This window comes from Algibacillus agarilyticus (genome assembly GCF_003286125.1).
In the GTDB taxonomy this organism is placed as follows: domain Bacteria; phylum Pseudomonadota; class Gammaproteobacteria; order Enterobacterales; family Alteromonadaceae; genus Algibacillus; species Algibacillus agarilyticus.
Map to the genome: position 1 here is coordinate 1 of NZ_QMED01000040.1, position 13,872 is coordinate 13,872.

Genomic DNA, 13,872 nt, shown 5'->3' on the forward strand with positions numbered 1-13,872 from the left:
CTGCTGAGATGGTCACTCCACATTCGGCATCATAATGTGCCATGATTGTAAGCGACAAAACCATTAATCAAACTGTGGAGTGACCATCATGAAATGTAGCGTAATTAGTATTGACTTAGCAAAGAATATTTTCCAAATCTGTGGCTTAGATGAAAACAGAAACGTTTTGTTTAACAAAAAAGTGAAACGCTCTGCTTTGTTACACGAACTTCGCCAACACGAACCCACTCAAGTTGCAATGGAGGCGTGTTATAGCTCTAACCCTTGGGGGCGCAGAATTAAAATGCTAGGCCATAAAGTTTCTTTACTCCCGGCATTTGCGGTTAAACCTTTTGTGATAGGCAATAAAAACGATCGCAACGATGCACTGGCTATCGCGGAAGCATTCTTCCGCCCAACCATTCGAAAAATAGAAGTTAAATCACTTGAAGCACAAGATATTCAATCATTGCAGCGCGTCAGAGAGCGCATGATAAAAATACGCACCGGTGATGCTAATCAATTACGGGGGTTATTAGCGGAGTATGGTGTTGTCGTACCGCGAACCCGTGTCGCATTAATGAATGAAATCCCTATTATTTTAGAGTGTAATGAAATGGAATTGACGGCGACAGCCCGCAAAATCATTCGTCGGCTTTATCAAAATTTACAAAATCAAGATGAACAACTTGACGCAATTCAACAAGAGCTTGATAGCTTGGTTAAAGATAAAAAAGAATATAAACGTTTAATGACAATCCCTGGTGTTGGCCCTGTACTCGCTTCAGCGATCATGGGCAGTGTTACTGATGCCAACACCTTTAAAAACGGTAGGCAGTTTGCTGCTTGGACAGGAATAACCCCTTCTCAGCATGCCAGTGGTGATAAAAATAGAATGGGTAAAATAACCAAACGCGGGAATAGCACATTAAGGCGGTTGTTTATCATGGGCGCAAGAGCGGTGATGAATTGGTGTACTAAAAAAGATACCTCATTACATCGCTGGGCAAGGCAACTAAAAAGCCGTATGCACGGTTGTAAAGCGGTTGTGGCATTAGCGAATAAACTTGCGCGTATCACTTGGTCAGTCATGGCATATAAGCAAGATTTCGACATAAACAAGGCCTGTGCTTAATCAAAAAAAACGTAGAATTTAAGAAATAAAACCACTCACTCATTTAAGGGCTAAACGGTACTATATGTATTGATGATTTAAACGGTTTTGTCTTATTTGGAACCTCGCCGGGACAGCTGCTCTAGACGCATAATAACGAGTCGAAGAAGCATTATGCCTGCAAAGGCAAATAAGACATCCTTATTCAGGAACTCATTAGGGCGCGGCTGCATTTAAAGCCATCAAGACGCCGGATATATGTCAAGAAACCGTTACTTTACCAAGCATAAAACCAGTTTAGTAAGAAAGAAATATGTAATTTATTCAATGATTTACCCCTATTTTCGGGCAAAAAAACAGGCAATATAGCTTGATTTAATCGGAGTGACCATATATGTCCCGCATGAGTGTTTAGCTTTTAGCTATTGCTTTTTAACGTTAGCTTTGGAAACTTCCCATAACTCTCTCCATTCAAGTGCTGTTTTAGGATTTTCCACTTGTTTAATCCATCGCTCTGTTAAATTTATCAGTTCCTGATTTTCAACTTTGTCCAATTTGTTGACGACAAAATCAGCCATTTTGGCAAAGCGTCTTTTCAGTTGCTTAAGTGATAAGCGAGTCTTGGTTGCTATTCGGTTGTACCTCTCGCTTGTCAATTCATCTGATAAATCATCTAACTTTTCTTTAGGAAATCCACCATAATTATGTAAGCTACTGTCATGCTTTGCGAAAGAGTCTGGCAAATAGAGCGATTCATTAATAAATGTGCCTTTGGCATTCTGCATGAATTCATTAGCATGTTTAACTAAATGATCAGTTAAAAAGGGACTATAGCAAAAAAACATTTTGTATAATAAACGCTCTCGCCCAACAAATATATTTACTGCTTCTTTAGGACTTTCTCCTCCAAAAATGATCATACCTCCTTCTTGGGCAATCAACGAATAACTAGTTTTAATACAATCTAGCATACCTTCATCGGATAATGCTTCAGCTTTAAGTTTTAAGTATTCATTGTTCCAAATTGAAGCATCATCGCTAGGGTGCCAAGCAAAGTACAAAGCTAGAGGCACAGGCTCCCACCATTGGCCTTCTTCTCTTACACACTCCCCCGTCAGATAATAATGTCCCATTACAGCTATATCATGAGAACTAAAAGAAGTTGAATTTTCCAACCGCTCTTTTAATTGGAGCCAAGATTCACTTCTCTTTTCTCTCCAAACTTTGTCATCAACATTCCAATACATATTAATTTACCAAATCCGCAATATCTTCTAACAAACCATTATTTTTAAAATCATTAATCGTAAGCACCTAACCAACCACCTCATTCCTTAGCTATTAACATTCCCCTATGGATCACTTTACTTATTCAAGGAGATCATTGTTTTCATGCGGAACAGCCATCGATGGATAGTCGATGAACTTATTTAATATCAAATAAAATAAAAAGTTTATATATGCCTGTCCTATACGATCCTTTTTGAACCGTATTGTACGTGGTTAAGTCCGGCATTACCCCCTTAAAAAATATTTTTAAGGGGGTAATGAATTTTGATAACGTTTAGTGTAAATTAACAACGACAGTAACAACGAGTTACTTTGCTGGATTTGAGAACGAGTATTGTTAAGTGACTTGGTATATAGAATATCCGCTAATACTCTCATTATTTGAATATAAGGAAATATAGTATGTCAGAACATCTTTTAGTTAAACTTGAATTTGATCATGAAAACACACGTAATGCGTTGTATGAAATCTTCAAAGATTATAATTATCAAGAAGCTGACGAAATTAAAGCGAAACGGATTGAATCTTTTATCGCTTTAGGTTGCACTTCAAGTGCTACTTTCAAAAATAATCTAGAGACAAAACAAACGTTATCATCGTATGGATATGTAGATATTGACACTTTTTTTTCAATCGATGATGCTGATTCTATGTGGATAGATCACCTTGAGAAAAAAGGTAAAAATAAGCTTGAATTTGGTTTAGGAGGAAGCTGTGGATTAGACGCGTTTTTTGACATGGTCATTCTTAATTGCCTTGCTATCGGTGCAAAAGTTATTTCAGCTAATCTTGAAAATACACAAGTGGGTGGTGAATTCGTTTTAAAATTCGAAGATGCGCAATTGGCTTGGGAGGAGTTTGAAGCATCTTTAGAAGGCGAGTTTGTCGTTATAACCGGTAAATTTGAGGATTATACCCGACTTGAATTAGAGGAAATAGTAGAAGATCTTGATGGTAATGTTCAAAAGACAGTTAATGGTAAAACAACAATACTGGTAACCGGCGCTAAAACAGGTAAGTCAAAGTTAGATAAAGCAAAGGATCTGGGTGTTCAAACGATAAATGAAGAAGCATTTTTAGCATTAATCGGCTACTGAATTATTGGCAACTGTGTGGGACAGTCATCGTTATCACCCTAACTGAAGACTTAAAATCAAATAAAATTATAGGCTTATTTATGCCTGTCCCGCATGAGTGTCACTCAAGGCTCCTCCTTTATTCTAAATGTTCAGGCCTTCACCGTGTCCCAACCATTACGATGGGTGTTTGGCTACTATGCCGTCTGCTGACTTCTGTTTAATCACGATACTAATTACTCAATATCGCGCTTTCGATTGTCATCTGTTCGCTCTTTTCAGTTGATGATGCTGAAAAGCCAAGACGCATTGTTAACCTGAGCCTTATTGGTTGCTTATCGAATGCCTGTTAAACAGATCTCCCCAGATAAGAACATGCACTTTCTCTGCACTGCTGCATCATTTACGGTGGCCGTTAGATCACATGGTTTCGTTGTCTTGTGCCAACTCACCTCCAGCCTACGCCTAATATGATGTTCTTGTTCATCAGCTCGCAGATTTGCTAGCGGCTTCCTCCCCACAAAACCTCGCGATTTTGCAGTTGCCATTTGCTAGTAGTTAGCGTTTAATAACAATCAGTTAAATAAACGGTGACCTTCCTACAGAGGACTTTCACCTCATTAGTTCATGCCCATGCTGGGCGTACACAAGGCAATCAAGCAGGAAAATTTACAGTTGGCTGTTTTCACTGCGTTCAACAATTTTAGCCAACTACAAATTTCCTCTTATTGAGGCGTTATAACTACTTTAGGTATAGTGTATGAAATATGGATTTTTAATATTATTCTCTTTATGTTTAGCTTCGTGCTCTTCAACGTCTGTAAACGTCCAAAAGCAATTTGATCTAGAGTTGTCATTTAAAAAAGTACAGTCAACAACACTTTTAAAGCAGCGTAAGTATTCTGACCTCATAACGCTCATAGAGAATCTAGGTAATAACTATATCCAACGTGTTGGTAATGAAATGCCATTATTTTGGGAAATTGATTCAGTAGGTCAAACCAAAATTGATTTTGAAAAAGAGATCAATGAGTTTGTTTCAACGTATCCAAATTCGTACATACCTTACTATTTTAGAGCTGCTTACTATTCTGGAATATCTTGGCAAAAAAGAGGTATGGAATTTATGGATAAAACTTCTAAATCGCAAGTAGATGGGTTTAAGTATTACAAGTCTCTTGCTTTAGAAGATATAAATAAGGCTATCTCAATAAATTCAAATCTGTCTTGGTTATACCGTGAAAAACGATTAATACTTGTAGGGCAACGAGGTATGGAAAAAGAGAAAGCAGATGCATTTGATAAGGCTTTAGCTTTAAGGCCAGAAAGCTATATGCTTTGGAACGATCTTTTACATAATAGCACTCCTCGGTGGGGAGGCAGTATTAATTTAATGCAAAGTATAGTTAATAAGGCTCAAGAGTTTTCGCACCAAAACCCAAAACTTAAAGAGCTAGCAGCAGCGATACAAAGAGAACTTGGTGATCAAGCTAAGTTTTCTAATAATCTCATACTGGCCGAAAAGTATTACAAAGAATCTTTGCTATTGGGCGATCATTCTTGGACTCGCTACAATTTAGCTAATGTATATTTTAAACAAAGAAAAAACACTCAAGCGTGTCAGCAGATTTTTAAAGGCCTTAAACTTAGACCTACACAATGGATACTGAGTGAGCAAGCTGAATGGTGTACGCGTAATAATTATGTGCGAGGGTAGTTCAACAAAACGCTAAACCAGACGCCAAAAAGCGGCGCTGGTTAGCTCCGCGTTGAGGCTGTAGAATTACTCAAAATGATAATTTTTATGGCTTTTTGTATGCGCAGAGAGTCGCTTTAAATGTGTTTTTAGCTCAATACAGCCCTAGATTTCACATAGAAGCGCAATTTAGAGCTTAATTTTAATGATTTTTATGAGCTGTTTTTTCTAAAAGAGAAATTCTACAGGCTCGTTATGTGTATTAGATGAAAATATGAGCCAAGATCTAAATCAATTAGCAAATAGTGTAGAAACAGAGCAAGATCTTCTGAACTTTGTTCAAGCTCTAATGAATGATCGCACTGATGAAGAACAAAAAGAAAAAGTAAACCCGAGTTCACCTTATAGCTCTGGTGTTAACGGTTGGGAGAATGGAGATATTGTATCTTTTCTTGATGCTGCACTTGCTTGGGGGAAAGCATCTACAAATGGCTTAGAGTTTTACGAAAAGCCAGAAAATCCATGGAAAAGAATTGCTCATATTTTACATGCAGGTAAGTTCTATGAGTAAACACATGGACAACTGTGTGGGACAGTCATCGTTATCACACTCAAAGTGAATAAATAACGCGACCAACTCACTCATTTAACAAACACAATGTAGCCAAAATCGGTTAAATTTATCTTTTCTTAGATAGCCTGCTGAGATAGTTATTCAATTTTTCTATTTCGTTAAAACACTTGTTCGATTTCACTTAATGTAATACCTAAAAGCTCGGTTGTTATTTTATTTAATGCCGTTTTGTCGCCTTGAAAATGCAAGGTGTAATGATAATGACTTTGTGATCCACCTGATGATAATTCAAAGGCGGCAGATGATGATTCCATTTCATAAAATGGGCCAAAGTATTGACCAAAATCGTCGGGGCCATCATTAAACACGTTAACAATTTCTCCATTGTAAGGATCACTTGAATCAATCCATGATGCGGTTACATAGCGTGCAGCTTGGTGTTTGCTAATATTAAACATAACAAGGGTTAATAAATTACGTTGTGCATCGTAAGCGCCCATAATGGGTTTTGTTTGGTGTGGCGGGACACCTGTTTTGTTCATGTATTGCGCATCGGCTTTATAAAAAACATGATTTTTAGCGGTTTGGGTATGGCTGGTTTTTATCGCGTTAAAATACGGTGTTGCCTCTTTAACCGTGCCCTTTGTCGGTATGACCACGGTTGTATCTGCGCTGGGTTTAAATGCCCCTAAGTGCCAAATCGAAACTAAGCCGGTTTCTTTTTTCCAAGCCTCGCCTGTGTTTATAATTTGGGTATCGCTGCCATAACCAACAAATTCAACCGTATCAAGGTGGGTTAATTTTGTCATGGCTTCTATTTCTGCTTTTGAAAACAAACGAACGGTTCGTTTTACATCAAATTCGAATGTTGTATCGGCGTTATTAACCAGCGTGACCGGTGCTTGAACCGTTATTTTTGATGCTGTTTGCGCTATCACGTTGTAGGGCTGCATTACGATAGCGTCTTGTGCATAAAGGTTATCGGTTGTGCGTTCTTTGCCGTGTGGAAAAAATTGCGAAAACGTGCCGGTTTCTGGGCCAAACATGAGCCTGTCTGCGCCGCCTATAGGCGTGCTGCGTGATTGATGCGGTGTTTGCAAATAGTCATGATTAAACCATCCGAATGTTTGGCCTTTGGTGGCATTGGCTGTTGCTGTCATTATTCTGCCTTGTAATTCAGGCACCACAATTAGTTTTCGTTGGCCATCAGATAACACAACCGGATTAAATTGTTGTTTGAGCAAATCGACATCCGCATTAAATTCATTTTTTGACATGGTAGGGGCGTTATCGAGTTCGTCATTTTTGATGAGGGTGCATCCTTGTAAAGTGAATGTTAGCCATAATAGGCAAGGTATCATTTTAATTAATGTTGTCATTTTTAACCTTTTATCAGCTGGGTTGTTAATCGGGTTTAAGGCTTGGTGTTGTGACTCTTAGCAACTTGAACGCCTGATTGGCGTATTCATCACTGTTTTGTATGGCTTGTTCAATATCTTTATCGTCAGCCAAAAAATATTTACCGGCTAACTGATCCGCTCTGCCACTCATAATGGCATTTATTAAATCGACTGAATCTTGAATGTCTGACATTTGGTTATTGTTTAGAATGGTTTCGAGTGACGGCATATATTGGCGAGCGACTGCCGATTTAACTAATTTTTGTGTGCGTGGGTTTTTTATAAAACCGGGATTAAACGCAAAAGCTCTAATTTTTAAGCCTTCTTGGATTAATTCAAGGTTGAGTGTTTCAGTAAATTTAACAATGGCGGTTTTCGCTGCGCCATAAGCCGAGCCAAACGGTTTAGGCTGTTGCACGCCACCGCCGCCAAGGTTAATTACATAACCAGATGGTTGCGCTTGCATGAGTTTTATCGCGGCACTTGCACCTAAATATGAGGTTTTTAAATTTTGCTCAACTTCGGCCCACCAGTTTTCAGCGGCTAATGTCCAACTTGGGCCAATGGCATTGTGATTATTAACACCCACGTTATTGATCCAGGCATCAAAGCGACCAAATTGTGTGTAAATTTTTTGGCTCACTTGGGTGATCGCTTCAGCATTTAACATATCGAGTTGTTCAAATGATGCGCTGCCGCCCGTTGTTGGTGATAACTGATTTATTTGTTGGGTTAAGGCCGCTAAATTTTTACTTGAACGGCCCAAACAAATAATGTGGTTGCCTTGTTTGGCTAATGCAATAGCGAGCATACTACCCACGCCACCTGCAGCCCCTGTGATCACGATAATTTTATTTTTTAGATTGGCCATTGCTGTTTATGTATTGATTATTGTCTACTGTTGACTATATTAACTGTAAGCTAGTTAGGCCGGTTGAGCAATAGTCAAATGCCTAAGGTGTTTAAAACCGTCTGACTTGTAGTGTGATGTTAAAAGAGTCGAGGCTTGATTCATTACATAGAAAAGGGGGAGTGTAAAGGATGGGGGTTAATGTATTTGCTGCTTAACGAGCTGTTTGCAGCAATACCGTGTCAGAGGGTTGATTACTATTCCACTGTAAAAATGAAAACCTTATTTAATAATGCTTAAGTTTAGTTAAGCGGCTATTAAATAAGACTCTCGTCTTAAATTTTTAGCTTTGCGCTTGTATGAGCCTTTGCCTTTTTTAGGTTGTACAACCTGCATTTTATACACTTTTGACGTGACTAACGCGGCTAAAAAATTATCGTTAATTGTACCTCTACCAATCTCTGTTTTATTACTGGGGTTTGTGGTTGTCTCCGCCTGCGCATTGACTGGCGTGTTTTTTACCCAAGCCTTTTTCTTTTTACTCATTGTTTATCCTTTAGTGATATTTATTGTTTACTGCTTAATTGCAGCTGGCGAGATTATATATTTTTATGTTTATGTATGTACATAAAATGATGCACTTCTCATTTTTTATTTTGGATATTAAACTGAAAGTTAGCAAAAGATAAACAGCGCGTAATTAAAGCCCCGCTTACGCCAGCATGGTTTTCTTTAAATTATAATTCGGTTAATGTGGCGGCATTTTATTAACTGAGCCGTTATGCGCTAAACGTTGTTATTTTAAACTTAAACCATTACCGGTATAAAAAGATTTGAGTGGTGGTTACTAAAGGTATTGAAAACAAAAACATGAAAAAAATTGATGACTTTATAAATCAATGGTGCGGTAAAAAAGCCATGGTGCCAGTTGCGATAGATGCGATCACTGCGTGTGAAGAAAAGATGAAATTAAGCTTACCCAAAAGCTATCAATACTTAATTTCGACATATGGGTTATTGCATACACCTAATGTGATGTCTAAAACGTGTACGATAGGCTCTCGTATTGGCCAAACTCAAGATTTTTTAAGTTTAGAAGACATGAGCGCATTAACCGAATTATACCAAATGAGCGGTATGCCTAAAGGACATGTTTTGTTTGCATCTGATTGTCAGGGCAATATGTTTTGCTTTAAACGGTCGGATTGTCTTGTAGAAACACGTGATTGCCCCGTTTGGCTTTACGACAATAATACGCGTGAAGTAACCCAAGTCGCTGAGAGTTTGAGTGAGTGGCTAAATCAGCTTAATGCCGATTAATTTTTCTAAAATAGGCCATTAATACTTGAATACAAGAAGGCTTTTAATCTAAACCTTTAATTCAATGTTATTGGTAATTCCAATTTGTATTATTGGTAATTAACTTGGTTTGACTTTTGGCTTGTTAGATTTCTGCGATTGTATATACTAATACTAAGCAGGGTAGCGTAAACCCTAAACATTATTTTATTTTTGAGAGTGATTACATGTCAACTTATACCAATTTATCAGCTGAACAAATCGAAAATATATCAACGGCTTTAGTGTCTGCCCGCAATGAAAAACGGTGTTTAGATGTGTTTCCGGGAGATTTACCGCATACATTAGAACAAGCGTATGAATTACAAGATATGTCTATTGCTGCGTACGACCAAGAAATTGTCGGTTGGAAAGTGGGTATGGTGCCACCTGAATTACGTGAACAGTTAAAATCTGAACGTTTAATGGGCCCTGTTTTCAAAAATGTTCGTCACTTTATTGGTAAAGCCCATCAAGACGATGAGCAAATTGAATTACCGGTATTTGAGAATGGTTTTATTGCGGTTGAAGCTGAAATTATTATTGAAATTGCGCAAGATATTGAACCAGGCACCATCAACACGGCTGATGGTGTTGCTCATTTAGTTAAAGAAATGTATGCCGGTATTGAAATTGCGAGCAGCCCTGTACGTGATTTAAACAGTTATGGTCCAACCGCTATTATCAGTGATTTTGGTAATAACCACGGCATGATCGTAGGCGCGCCAATTGCCAATTGGCAAACGGCCATTCAAGATTTAGAAACCCAAGTATTGATTAACGGTGAATTAATAAACAAAGCGCCTTCAAGCTCGATATTAAATGGTCAACTTGCGGCTTTGGCTTATATTATTGATACCAGTGCTCAACGAAACATTAAGTTAAAAGCGGGTGATATGATTTGTTCTGGCGCGATCACGGGTGTTCATGAAACGGTTGTCGGTGCTAAATCAACGACTTCATTTGCCGGTGCAGGTAATTTAAATATAGAGTTAGTGGCTATTTAATATTTTGGCTACACTCTTTTACAAAGTAAGCCTATAAACTTATTTTTAAACCCGCTTTTAGCGGGTTTTTTATTGCCCGTTTTTTATTAAATTAACAATGATGGGTTTATCATTGATCTTGTTTTTACGTTGTCGCGTATGTAATACAAACCTATATAACGAATGAGTAAGTTTTGCATACGATCACACAGCGGCAGCTTAAAGAAATGCCCACGCGATATCGGGCTCAGTTAATAAACTCATTATCGGGTTTTAAAAGTGCGAGTCTTATTGGCACGGTAAGCCATGAAGGCAATACGAATTTAGCTATTTTTAGTTCAGTGGTTCATTTAGGTGCTAACCCTGCTTTAGTCGGGTTTATTACAAGGCCAGATAGTGTTGAGCGACATACCTTAACAAACATTCTGCAAACACATCACTATACCATTAACCATATCAGTCAACATATTTGGCAAGCGGCACATCAAACGTCGGCTCGCTATCCCTCTAATGTTTCTGAATTTGATGAAACGGGTTTAACACCCGAATTTAAGCATGCTAATTTAGCCCCTTTTGTTAAAGAAAGTGAGTTGAAATACAGCCTGAAACTGGTCGAGGTTTTACCTATTAATGCCAATAATACACAAATGGTTATAGGTGAAATTACGCGCATTATAACAGAAGAACACGCCATTCAAGCCGATGGCTACATTGATATTGAAAAGCTAAACACCGTAACGGTTTCTGGTTTAGATAGTTATCATTCTACATCGCGTTTATCTCGATTAGCTTATGCTAAACCTAATATAGACCCATTAAAAATAGAACTTTGTGGAACAACTGATTAGGGAAAAACTTGATGTATCAAGGCGAAAATTTAAACATTTTTTATGATGGTCAATGCCCTTTATGTGTTACCGAAATGGCACATTTAAAACGACATGATTCAAATAACGTTATATCGCTTATTGATATTCATCAAGACGATTTTGCTAGGTTATACCCAAAGGTAAAATATGATGAAGCTATGCGTATTTTACAGGGTGAATATCAGGGGCGCATGCTTTTGGGCTTGGCAGTCACACATCGAGCATGGACATTAGTGGGTAAAGGTTTTTGGGTGGCTCCGCTTGATTGGCCCATTATTAAACCTATCAGTCATCTAATTTATTTAGGTATGGCCAAGTATCGGCATCCAATATCAGCACTTGCTGCCGCTGTTTTTAAAATTAAAATTTCTAAATGTGGATCGGGAGTCTGTTATGACAAACCAAAAGGTGTTAATAATCGGCGCAAGTAGCACTATCGCTAAAGCATTAGTGCAAGCCTATAAAATAATGGGTAATGTTAAAGTTGTTTTGGTGAGCCGAGAGCCTGAAGTTATACCAATACGGGATGTCGTGTATATTCAAATCAATGATTATCTTGAAAATACGATTGTGGCTGCAATTGAGAAAATTAAAATAGTAGATAACACGCCTTTTACTCGCGTTTTTATCTGTAATGGTTTGCTTCATAGCGATTCAGTTAAACCTGAAAAAAGGATAGAAGATATTTCAGCTATTGGTTTTCAAAATACGATATGGGTGAATACCGTTGTTCCGATGATATGGATTCAAAAATTGACCCCTATTTTAACCAGTAAAATCGAATGTAAACTCGTTGTTTTTAGTGCGCGCGTAGGCAGTATTAAAGATAATAAATTAGGCGGTTGGTATAGCTATCGTGCATCTAAAGCCGCGTTAAATATGCTTTTAAAAACCACAGCAATAGAGTTTGCGCGTCGGGCTAAAAATATCAAAATTATTGCTTTTCACCCCGGTACCACAGACACTAAATTATCTAAACCTTTTCAAAAAAATGTCCCTAAAAATAAACTTTTCACACCTGAATTTGTCGCGCAAAGTGTTATAAGCGTAACTAATAATATGCCAATAGATGGAACCGCTTCTTATATCGATTGGCAAGGTGAGTCTATAGAGTGGTAGTTGCAAAAATAATGATTTGCGTTTTAATAGGGGCTATTTATTGCCAGCCTATTTTCCAGTGCTGCGGAGACTTCAAATCTCGCCAATTAATTTCGTAAGTATTATGTGTCATCACGGCCTCAATTAAACAAAGTGTAACTTTATTATTCTCGTCAAACTCGACATCAACGATAACAAAGTGTTTCTCTTTATTATTTATGTTTTGCTTTGTCCATTTACTATTTAACAAAGATTTAGGATTTACTTTATTCATTATACTGCTCATGTGATAAGTATTTGATACGCATAAAAACGCGTATCAATGCTTTATACCAATCCGTAATAATAAGTGCCCACTCAGCGAGCGTTTAAATGCGCTTAAATGAAAGAATAGTGGCACTCTTTTGAGTTCGAGCAACACACAGAATAAGCGTATTTAAAACTCGCCTGAAAGGAATGCCCCAGCGGCTTTTGACCTGCGTTATCGGTATTTGAAAGGGTACAACCATTCCTGTACACCGATGCCTTGTTCAAAAACCGCTGGATGCATTCTGAGAGATCACTTATTTATATGAATTGGTATTAGATTAAAGACGTTTAAAAAACCTAAGGTTAAGACAGTAAGTTAACTTTTTGCTTAATAACACTAGGCGAACATGAACCACACATTTCATCGTATGCTGTTTGATATTCTATTGTCGCCGTTTCAACATGATGTTTTCTTAAATAGTGTTTTGCCTCTACCAGTGAATTAAAAACTTCAACATTATTTAATCGGTTTAAGCCGGTTACATTATTATTTTCATCAACTAAACCCACTAGGTAATGTGGTGAATCTGCCATGCTAATGATGGTTGGGGTCATAACATTATTGGTTGATATCATTATTTATCTCCTGTTGAGTTATTCGATCTTACGGACGTATTAATAAATAAGATCAAGTTAATATTAACTAACACTACGGCTATTAAATATTTTTGGTATAAAGTGAACTAAATCTAATTAATTTAGGTATAACGGGTAAGTGTAAAATTAAAGGTTTGATATATGCGTATTACATTACTATTTGTTGTTAGCTTGTTTGTATCGGGTTGTAGCTCAACTTATGTTAATCAAGATGTAACCGGGAAATTATTTCCGGCGGTTAATGGTGAATCATTAGAAAAAAAAGCGGTGAGCATTCCAGACGATTTTAATCATGATTTCACTTTGTTATTGATCGGTTATAAACAAAACGCTCAATTTGATATTGATCGATGGTTAATTGGTTTAGATATGACTAAAACAGACGTTGCGGCTTATGAAATACCCACGATACAAGGGTTGTTTCCTCGCATGTTTAAACCTTTTATCGATAATGGTATGCGAGCGGGTATTCCTAAACAATTATGGAAAGGTGTAATAACCGTTTATAAAGACGGTGATCGAGTGCAGCAATTTACGGGTAATCAATCACCTAACAATGCACGAGTCGTTTTGCTTAATAACAAAAAACAAATTATCTATTTTTATGATGATGGTTTTTCAGTTGAGGCATTAAATAATTTAAGAGCTCTTTTGTAACATTAAAAAGATAAAACTAAAGATTAACCGTGTGGTTT

General features: G+C 37.5%; 16 protein-coding genes. 10 read left to right on the forward strand and 6 right to left on the reverse strand.

Annotated elements, in window-relative coordinates; genetic code table 11:
* The first annotated feature begins 88 nt into the window (after positions 1-88).
* On the forward strand, positions 89-1,114 hold the full coding sequence (locus tag DPX34_RS19630) for an IS110 family RNA-guided transposase (RefSeq protein WP_111979359.1): 1,026 nt from the start codon (positions 89-91) through the stop codon (positions 1,112-1,114).
* A 401-nt stretch (positions 1,115-1,515) separates the two neighbouring features.
* On the opposite strand, the gene DPX34_RS19635 is transcribed toward DPX34_RS19630, so the two are convergent.
* Complete coding sequence (locus tag DPX34_RS19635) at positions 1,516-2,340, reverse strand: hypothetical protein (RefSeq protein ID WP_111980136.1); 825 nt, start codon at positions 2,338-2,340, stop codon at positions 1,516-1,518.
* A gap of 445 nt (positions 2,341-2,785) precedes the next feature.
* Between DPX34_RS19635 and DPX34_RS19640 the strand changes: the two genes are divergently transcribed.
* The 3 genes from DPX34_RS19640 (at position 2,786) to DPX34_RS19650 (ending at position 5,727) form a co-directional block, all read left to right on the forward strand.
* Positions 2,786-3,481: a BRCT domain-containing protein gene (locus DPX34_RS19640; protein ID WP_111980137.1), complete on the forward strand. Its 696-nt coding sequence runs from the start codon at positions 2,786-2,788 to the stop codon at positions 3,479-3,481.
* A gap of 739 nt (positions 3,482-4,220) precedes the next feature.
* On the forward strand, positions 4,221-5,177 hold the full coding sequence (locus tag DPX34_RS19645; RefSeq protein WP_111980138.1) for a tetratricopeptide repeat protein: 957 nt from the start codon (positions 4,221-4,223) through the stop codon (positions 5,175-5,177).
* 253 nt (positions 5,178-5,430) lie between these two features.
* Entirely contained in the window at positions 5,431-5,727 is a 297-nt protein-coding gene (locus DPX34_RS19650; protein ID WP_111980139.1) for a DUF7660 family protein, read from the forward strand.
* Between the two features lie 161 nt (positions 5,728-5,888).
* Here the strand turns inward: DPX34_RS19650 and DPX34_RS19655 are convergent, their stop codons facing one another.
* The 3 genes from DPX34_RS19655 to DPX34_RS19665 form a co-directional block, all read right to left on the reverse strand.
* A complete protein-coding gene (locus tag DPX34_RS19655) occupies positions 5,889-7,109 on the reverse strand; it encodes a DUF6786 family protein (protein WP_111980140.1) in 1,221 nt (406 codons plus the stop codon).
* Positions 7,110-7,134: 25 nt separating this feature from the next.
* Entirely contained in the window at positions 7,135-8,001 is an 867-nt protein-coding gene (locus tag DPX34_RS19660; RefSeq protein WP_111980141.1) for an SDR family NAD(P)-dependent oxidoreductase, read from the reverse strand.
* Between the two features lie 285 nt (positions 8,002-8,286).
* Positions 8,287-8,526 (reverse strand): alternative ribosome-rescue factor A, encoded by a 240-nt coding sequence (locus DPX34_RS19665; protein ID WP_111980142.1) that lies wholly within the window; start codon positions 8,524-8,526, stop codon positions 8,287-8,289.
* Between the two features lie 324 nt (positions 8,527-8,850).
* Between DPX34_RS19665 and DPX34_RS19670 the strand changes: the two genes are divergently transcribed.
* From DPX34_RS19670 to DPX34_RS19690, 5 genes are all read left to right on the forward strand, one after another.
* On the forward strand, positions 8,851-9,300 hold the full coding sequence (locus tag DPX34_RS19670) for an SMI1/KNR4 family protein (protein ID WP_111980164.1): 450 nt from the start codon (positions 8,851-8,853) through the stop codon (positions 9,298-9,300).
* 206 nt (positions 9,301-9,506) lie between these two features.
* Positions 9,507-10,325: a 2-keto-4-pentenoate hydratase gene (locus tag DPX34_RS19675; RefSeq protein WP_111980143.1), complete on the forward strand. Its 819-nt coding sequence runs from the start codon at positions 9,507-9,509 to the stop codon at positions 10,323-10,325.
* Positions 10,326-10,498: 173 nt separating this feature from the next.
* On the forward strand, positions 10,499-11,152 hold the full coding sequence (locus tag DPX34_RS19680) for a flavin reductase family protein (RefSeq protein WP_438938526.1): 654 nt from the start codon (positions 10,499-10,501) through the stop codon (positions 11,150-11,152).
* Between the two features lie 11 nt (positions 11,153-11,163).
* Complete coding sequence (locus tag DPX34_RS19685) at positions 11,164-11,604, forward strand: thiol-disulfide oxidoreductase DCC family protein (protein ID WP_111980144.1); 441 nt, start codon at positions 11,164-11,166, stop codon at positions 11,602-11,604.
* The gene (locus tag DPX34_RS19690) at positions 11,567-12,292 is read left to right on the forward strand and encodes an SDR family NAD(P)-dependent oxidoreductase (protein WP_111980145.1); all 726 of its coding nucleotides are present in this window, start codon (positions 11,567-11,569) and stop codon (positions 12,290-12,292) included. Before DPX34_RS19685 ends, DPX34_RS19690 begins: the two co-directional genes overlap by 38 nt.
* A gap of 37 nt (positions 12,293-12,329) precedes the next feature.
* Here the strand turns inward: DPX34_RS19690 and DPX34_RS19695 are convergent, their stop codons facing one another.
* Both DPX34_RS19695 and DPX34_RS19705 read right to left on the reverse strand, forming a co-directional pair.
* Positions 12,330-12,545 (reverse strand): TIGR02450 family Trp-rich protein, encoded by a 216-nt coding sequence (locus tag DPX34_RS19695; protein WP_111980166.1) that lies wholly within the window; start codon positions 12,543-12,545, stop codon positions 12,330-12,332.
* Between the two features lie 338 nt (positions 12,546-12,883).
* Positions 12,884-13,156, reverse strand: a complete 273-nt coding sequence (locus tag DPX34_RS19705; protein ID WP_232824816.1) for a DUF6482 family protein — start codon at positions 13,154-13,156, stop codon at positions 12,884-12,886.
* A gap of 162 nt (positions 13,157-13,318) precedes the next feature.
* On the opposite strand from DPX34_RS19705, the gene DPX34_RS19710 reads away from it, so the two are divergent.
* Complete coding sequence (locus DPX34_RS19710) at positions 13,319-13,834, forward strand: hypothetical protein (protein ID WP_111980146.1); 516 nt, start codon at positions 13,319-13,321, stop codon at positions 13,832-13,834.
* Positions 13,835-13,872: the final 38 nt, after the last annotated feature.

Bases quoted from the DNA above. Each gene is read 5' to 3' on its own strand.
- DPX34_RS19675 (WP_111980143.1), top strand. From the start codon at position 9,507: ATGTCAACTTATACCAATTTATCAGCTGAACAAATCGAAAATATATCA.
- DPX34_RS19695 (WP_111980166.1), bottom strand. From the start codon at position 12,545: ATGAATAAAGTAAATCCTAAATCTTTGTTAAATAGTAAATGGACAAAG.
- DPX34_RS19670 (WP_111980164.1), top strand. From the start codon at position 8,851: ATGAAAAAAATTGATGACTTTATAAATCAATGGTGCGGTAAAAAAGCC.
- DPX34_RS19645 (WP_111980138.1), top strand. From the start codon at position 4,221: ATGAAATATGGATTTTTAATATTATTCTCTTTATGTTTAGCTTCGTGC.
- DPX34_RS19685 (WP_111980144.1), top strand. From the start codon at position 11,164: ATGTATCAAGGCGAAAATTTAAACATTTTTTATGATGGTCAATGCCCT.
- DPX34_RS19665 (WP_111980142.1), bottom strand. From the start codon at position 8,526: ATGAGTAAAAAGAAAAAGGCTTGGGTAAAAAACACGCCAGTCAATGCG.
- DPX34_RS19640 (WP_111980137.1), top strand. From the start codon at position 2,786: ATGTCAGAACATCTTTTAGTTAAACTTGAATTTGATCATGAAAACACA.
- DPX34_RS19630 (WP_111979359.1), top strand. From the start codon at position 89: ATGAAATGTAGCGTAATTAGTATTGACTTAGCAAAGAATATTTTCCAA.
- DPX34_RS19655 (WP_111980140.1), bottom strand. From the start codon at position 7,109: ATGACAACATTAATTAAAATGATACCTTGCCTATTATGGCTAACATTC.
- DPX34_RS19660 (WP_111980141.1), bottom strand. From the start codon at position 8,001: ATGGCCAATCTAAAAAATAAAATTATCGTGATCACAGGGGCTGCAGGT.
- DPX34_RS19635 (WP_111980136.1), bottom strand. From the start codon at position 2,340: ATGTATTGGAATGTTGATGACAAAGTTTGGAGAGAAAAGAGAAGTGAA.
- DPX34_RS19690 (WP_111980145.1), top strand. From the start codon at position 11,567: ATGACAAACCAAAAGGTGTTAATAATCGGCGCAAGTAGCACTATCGCT.
- DPX34_RS19650 (WP_111980139.1), top strand. From the start codon at position 5,431: ATGAGCCAAGATCTAAATCAATTAGCAAATAGTGTAGAAACAGAGCAA.
- DPX34_RS19705 (WP_232824816.1), bottom strand. From the start codon at position 13,156: ATGATATCAACCAATAATGTTATGACCCCAACCATCATTAGCATGGCA.
- DPX34_RS19710 (WP_111980146.1), top strand. From the start codon at position 13,319: ATGCGTATTACATTACTATTTGTTGTTAGCTTGTTTGTATCGGGTTGT.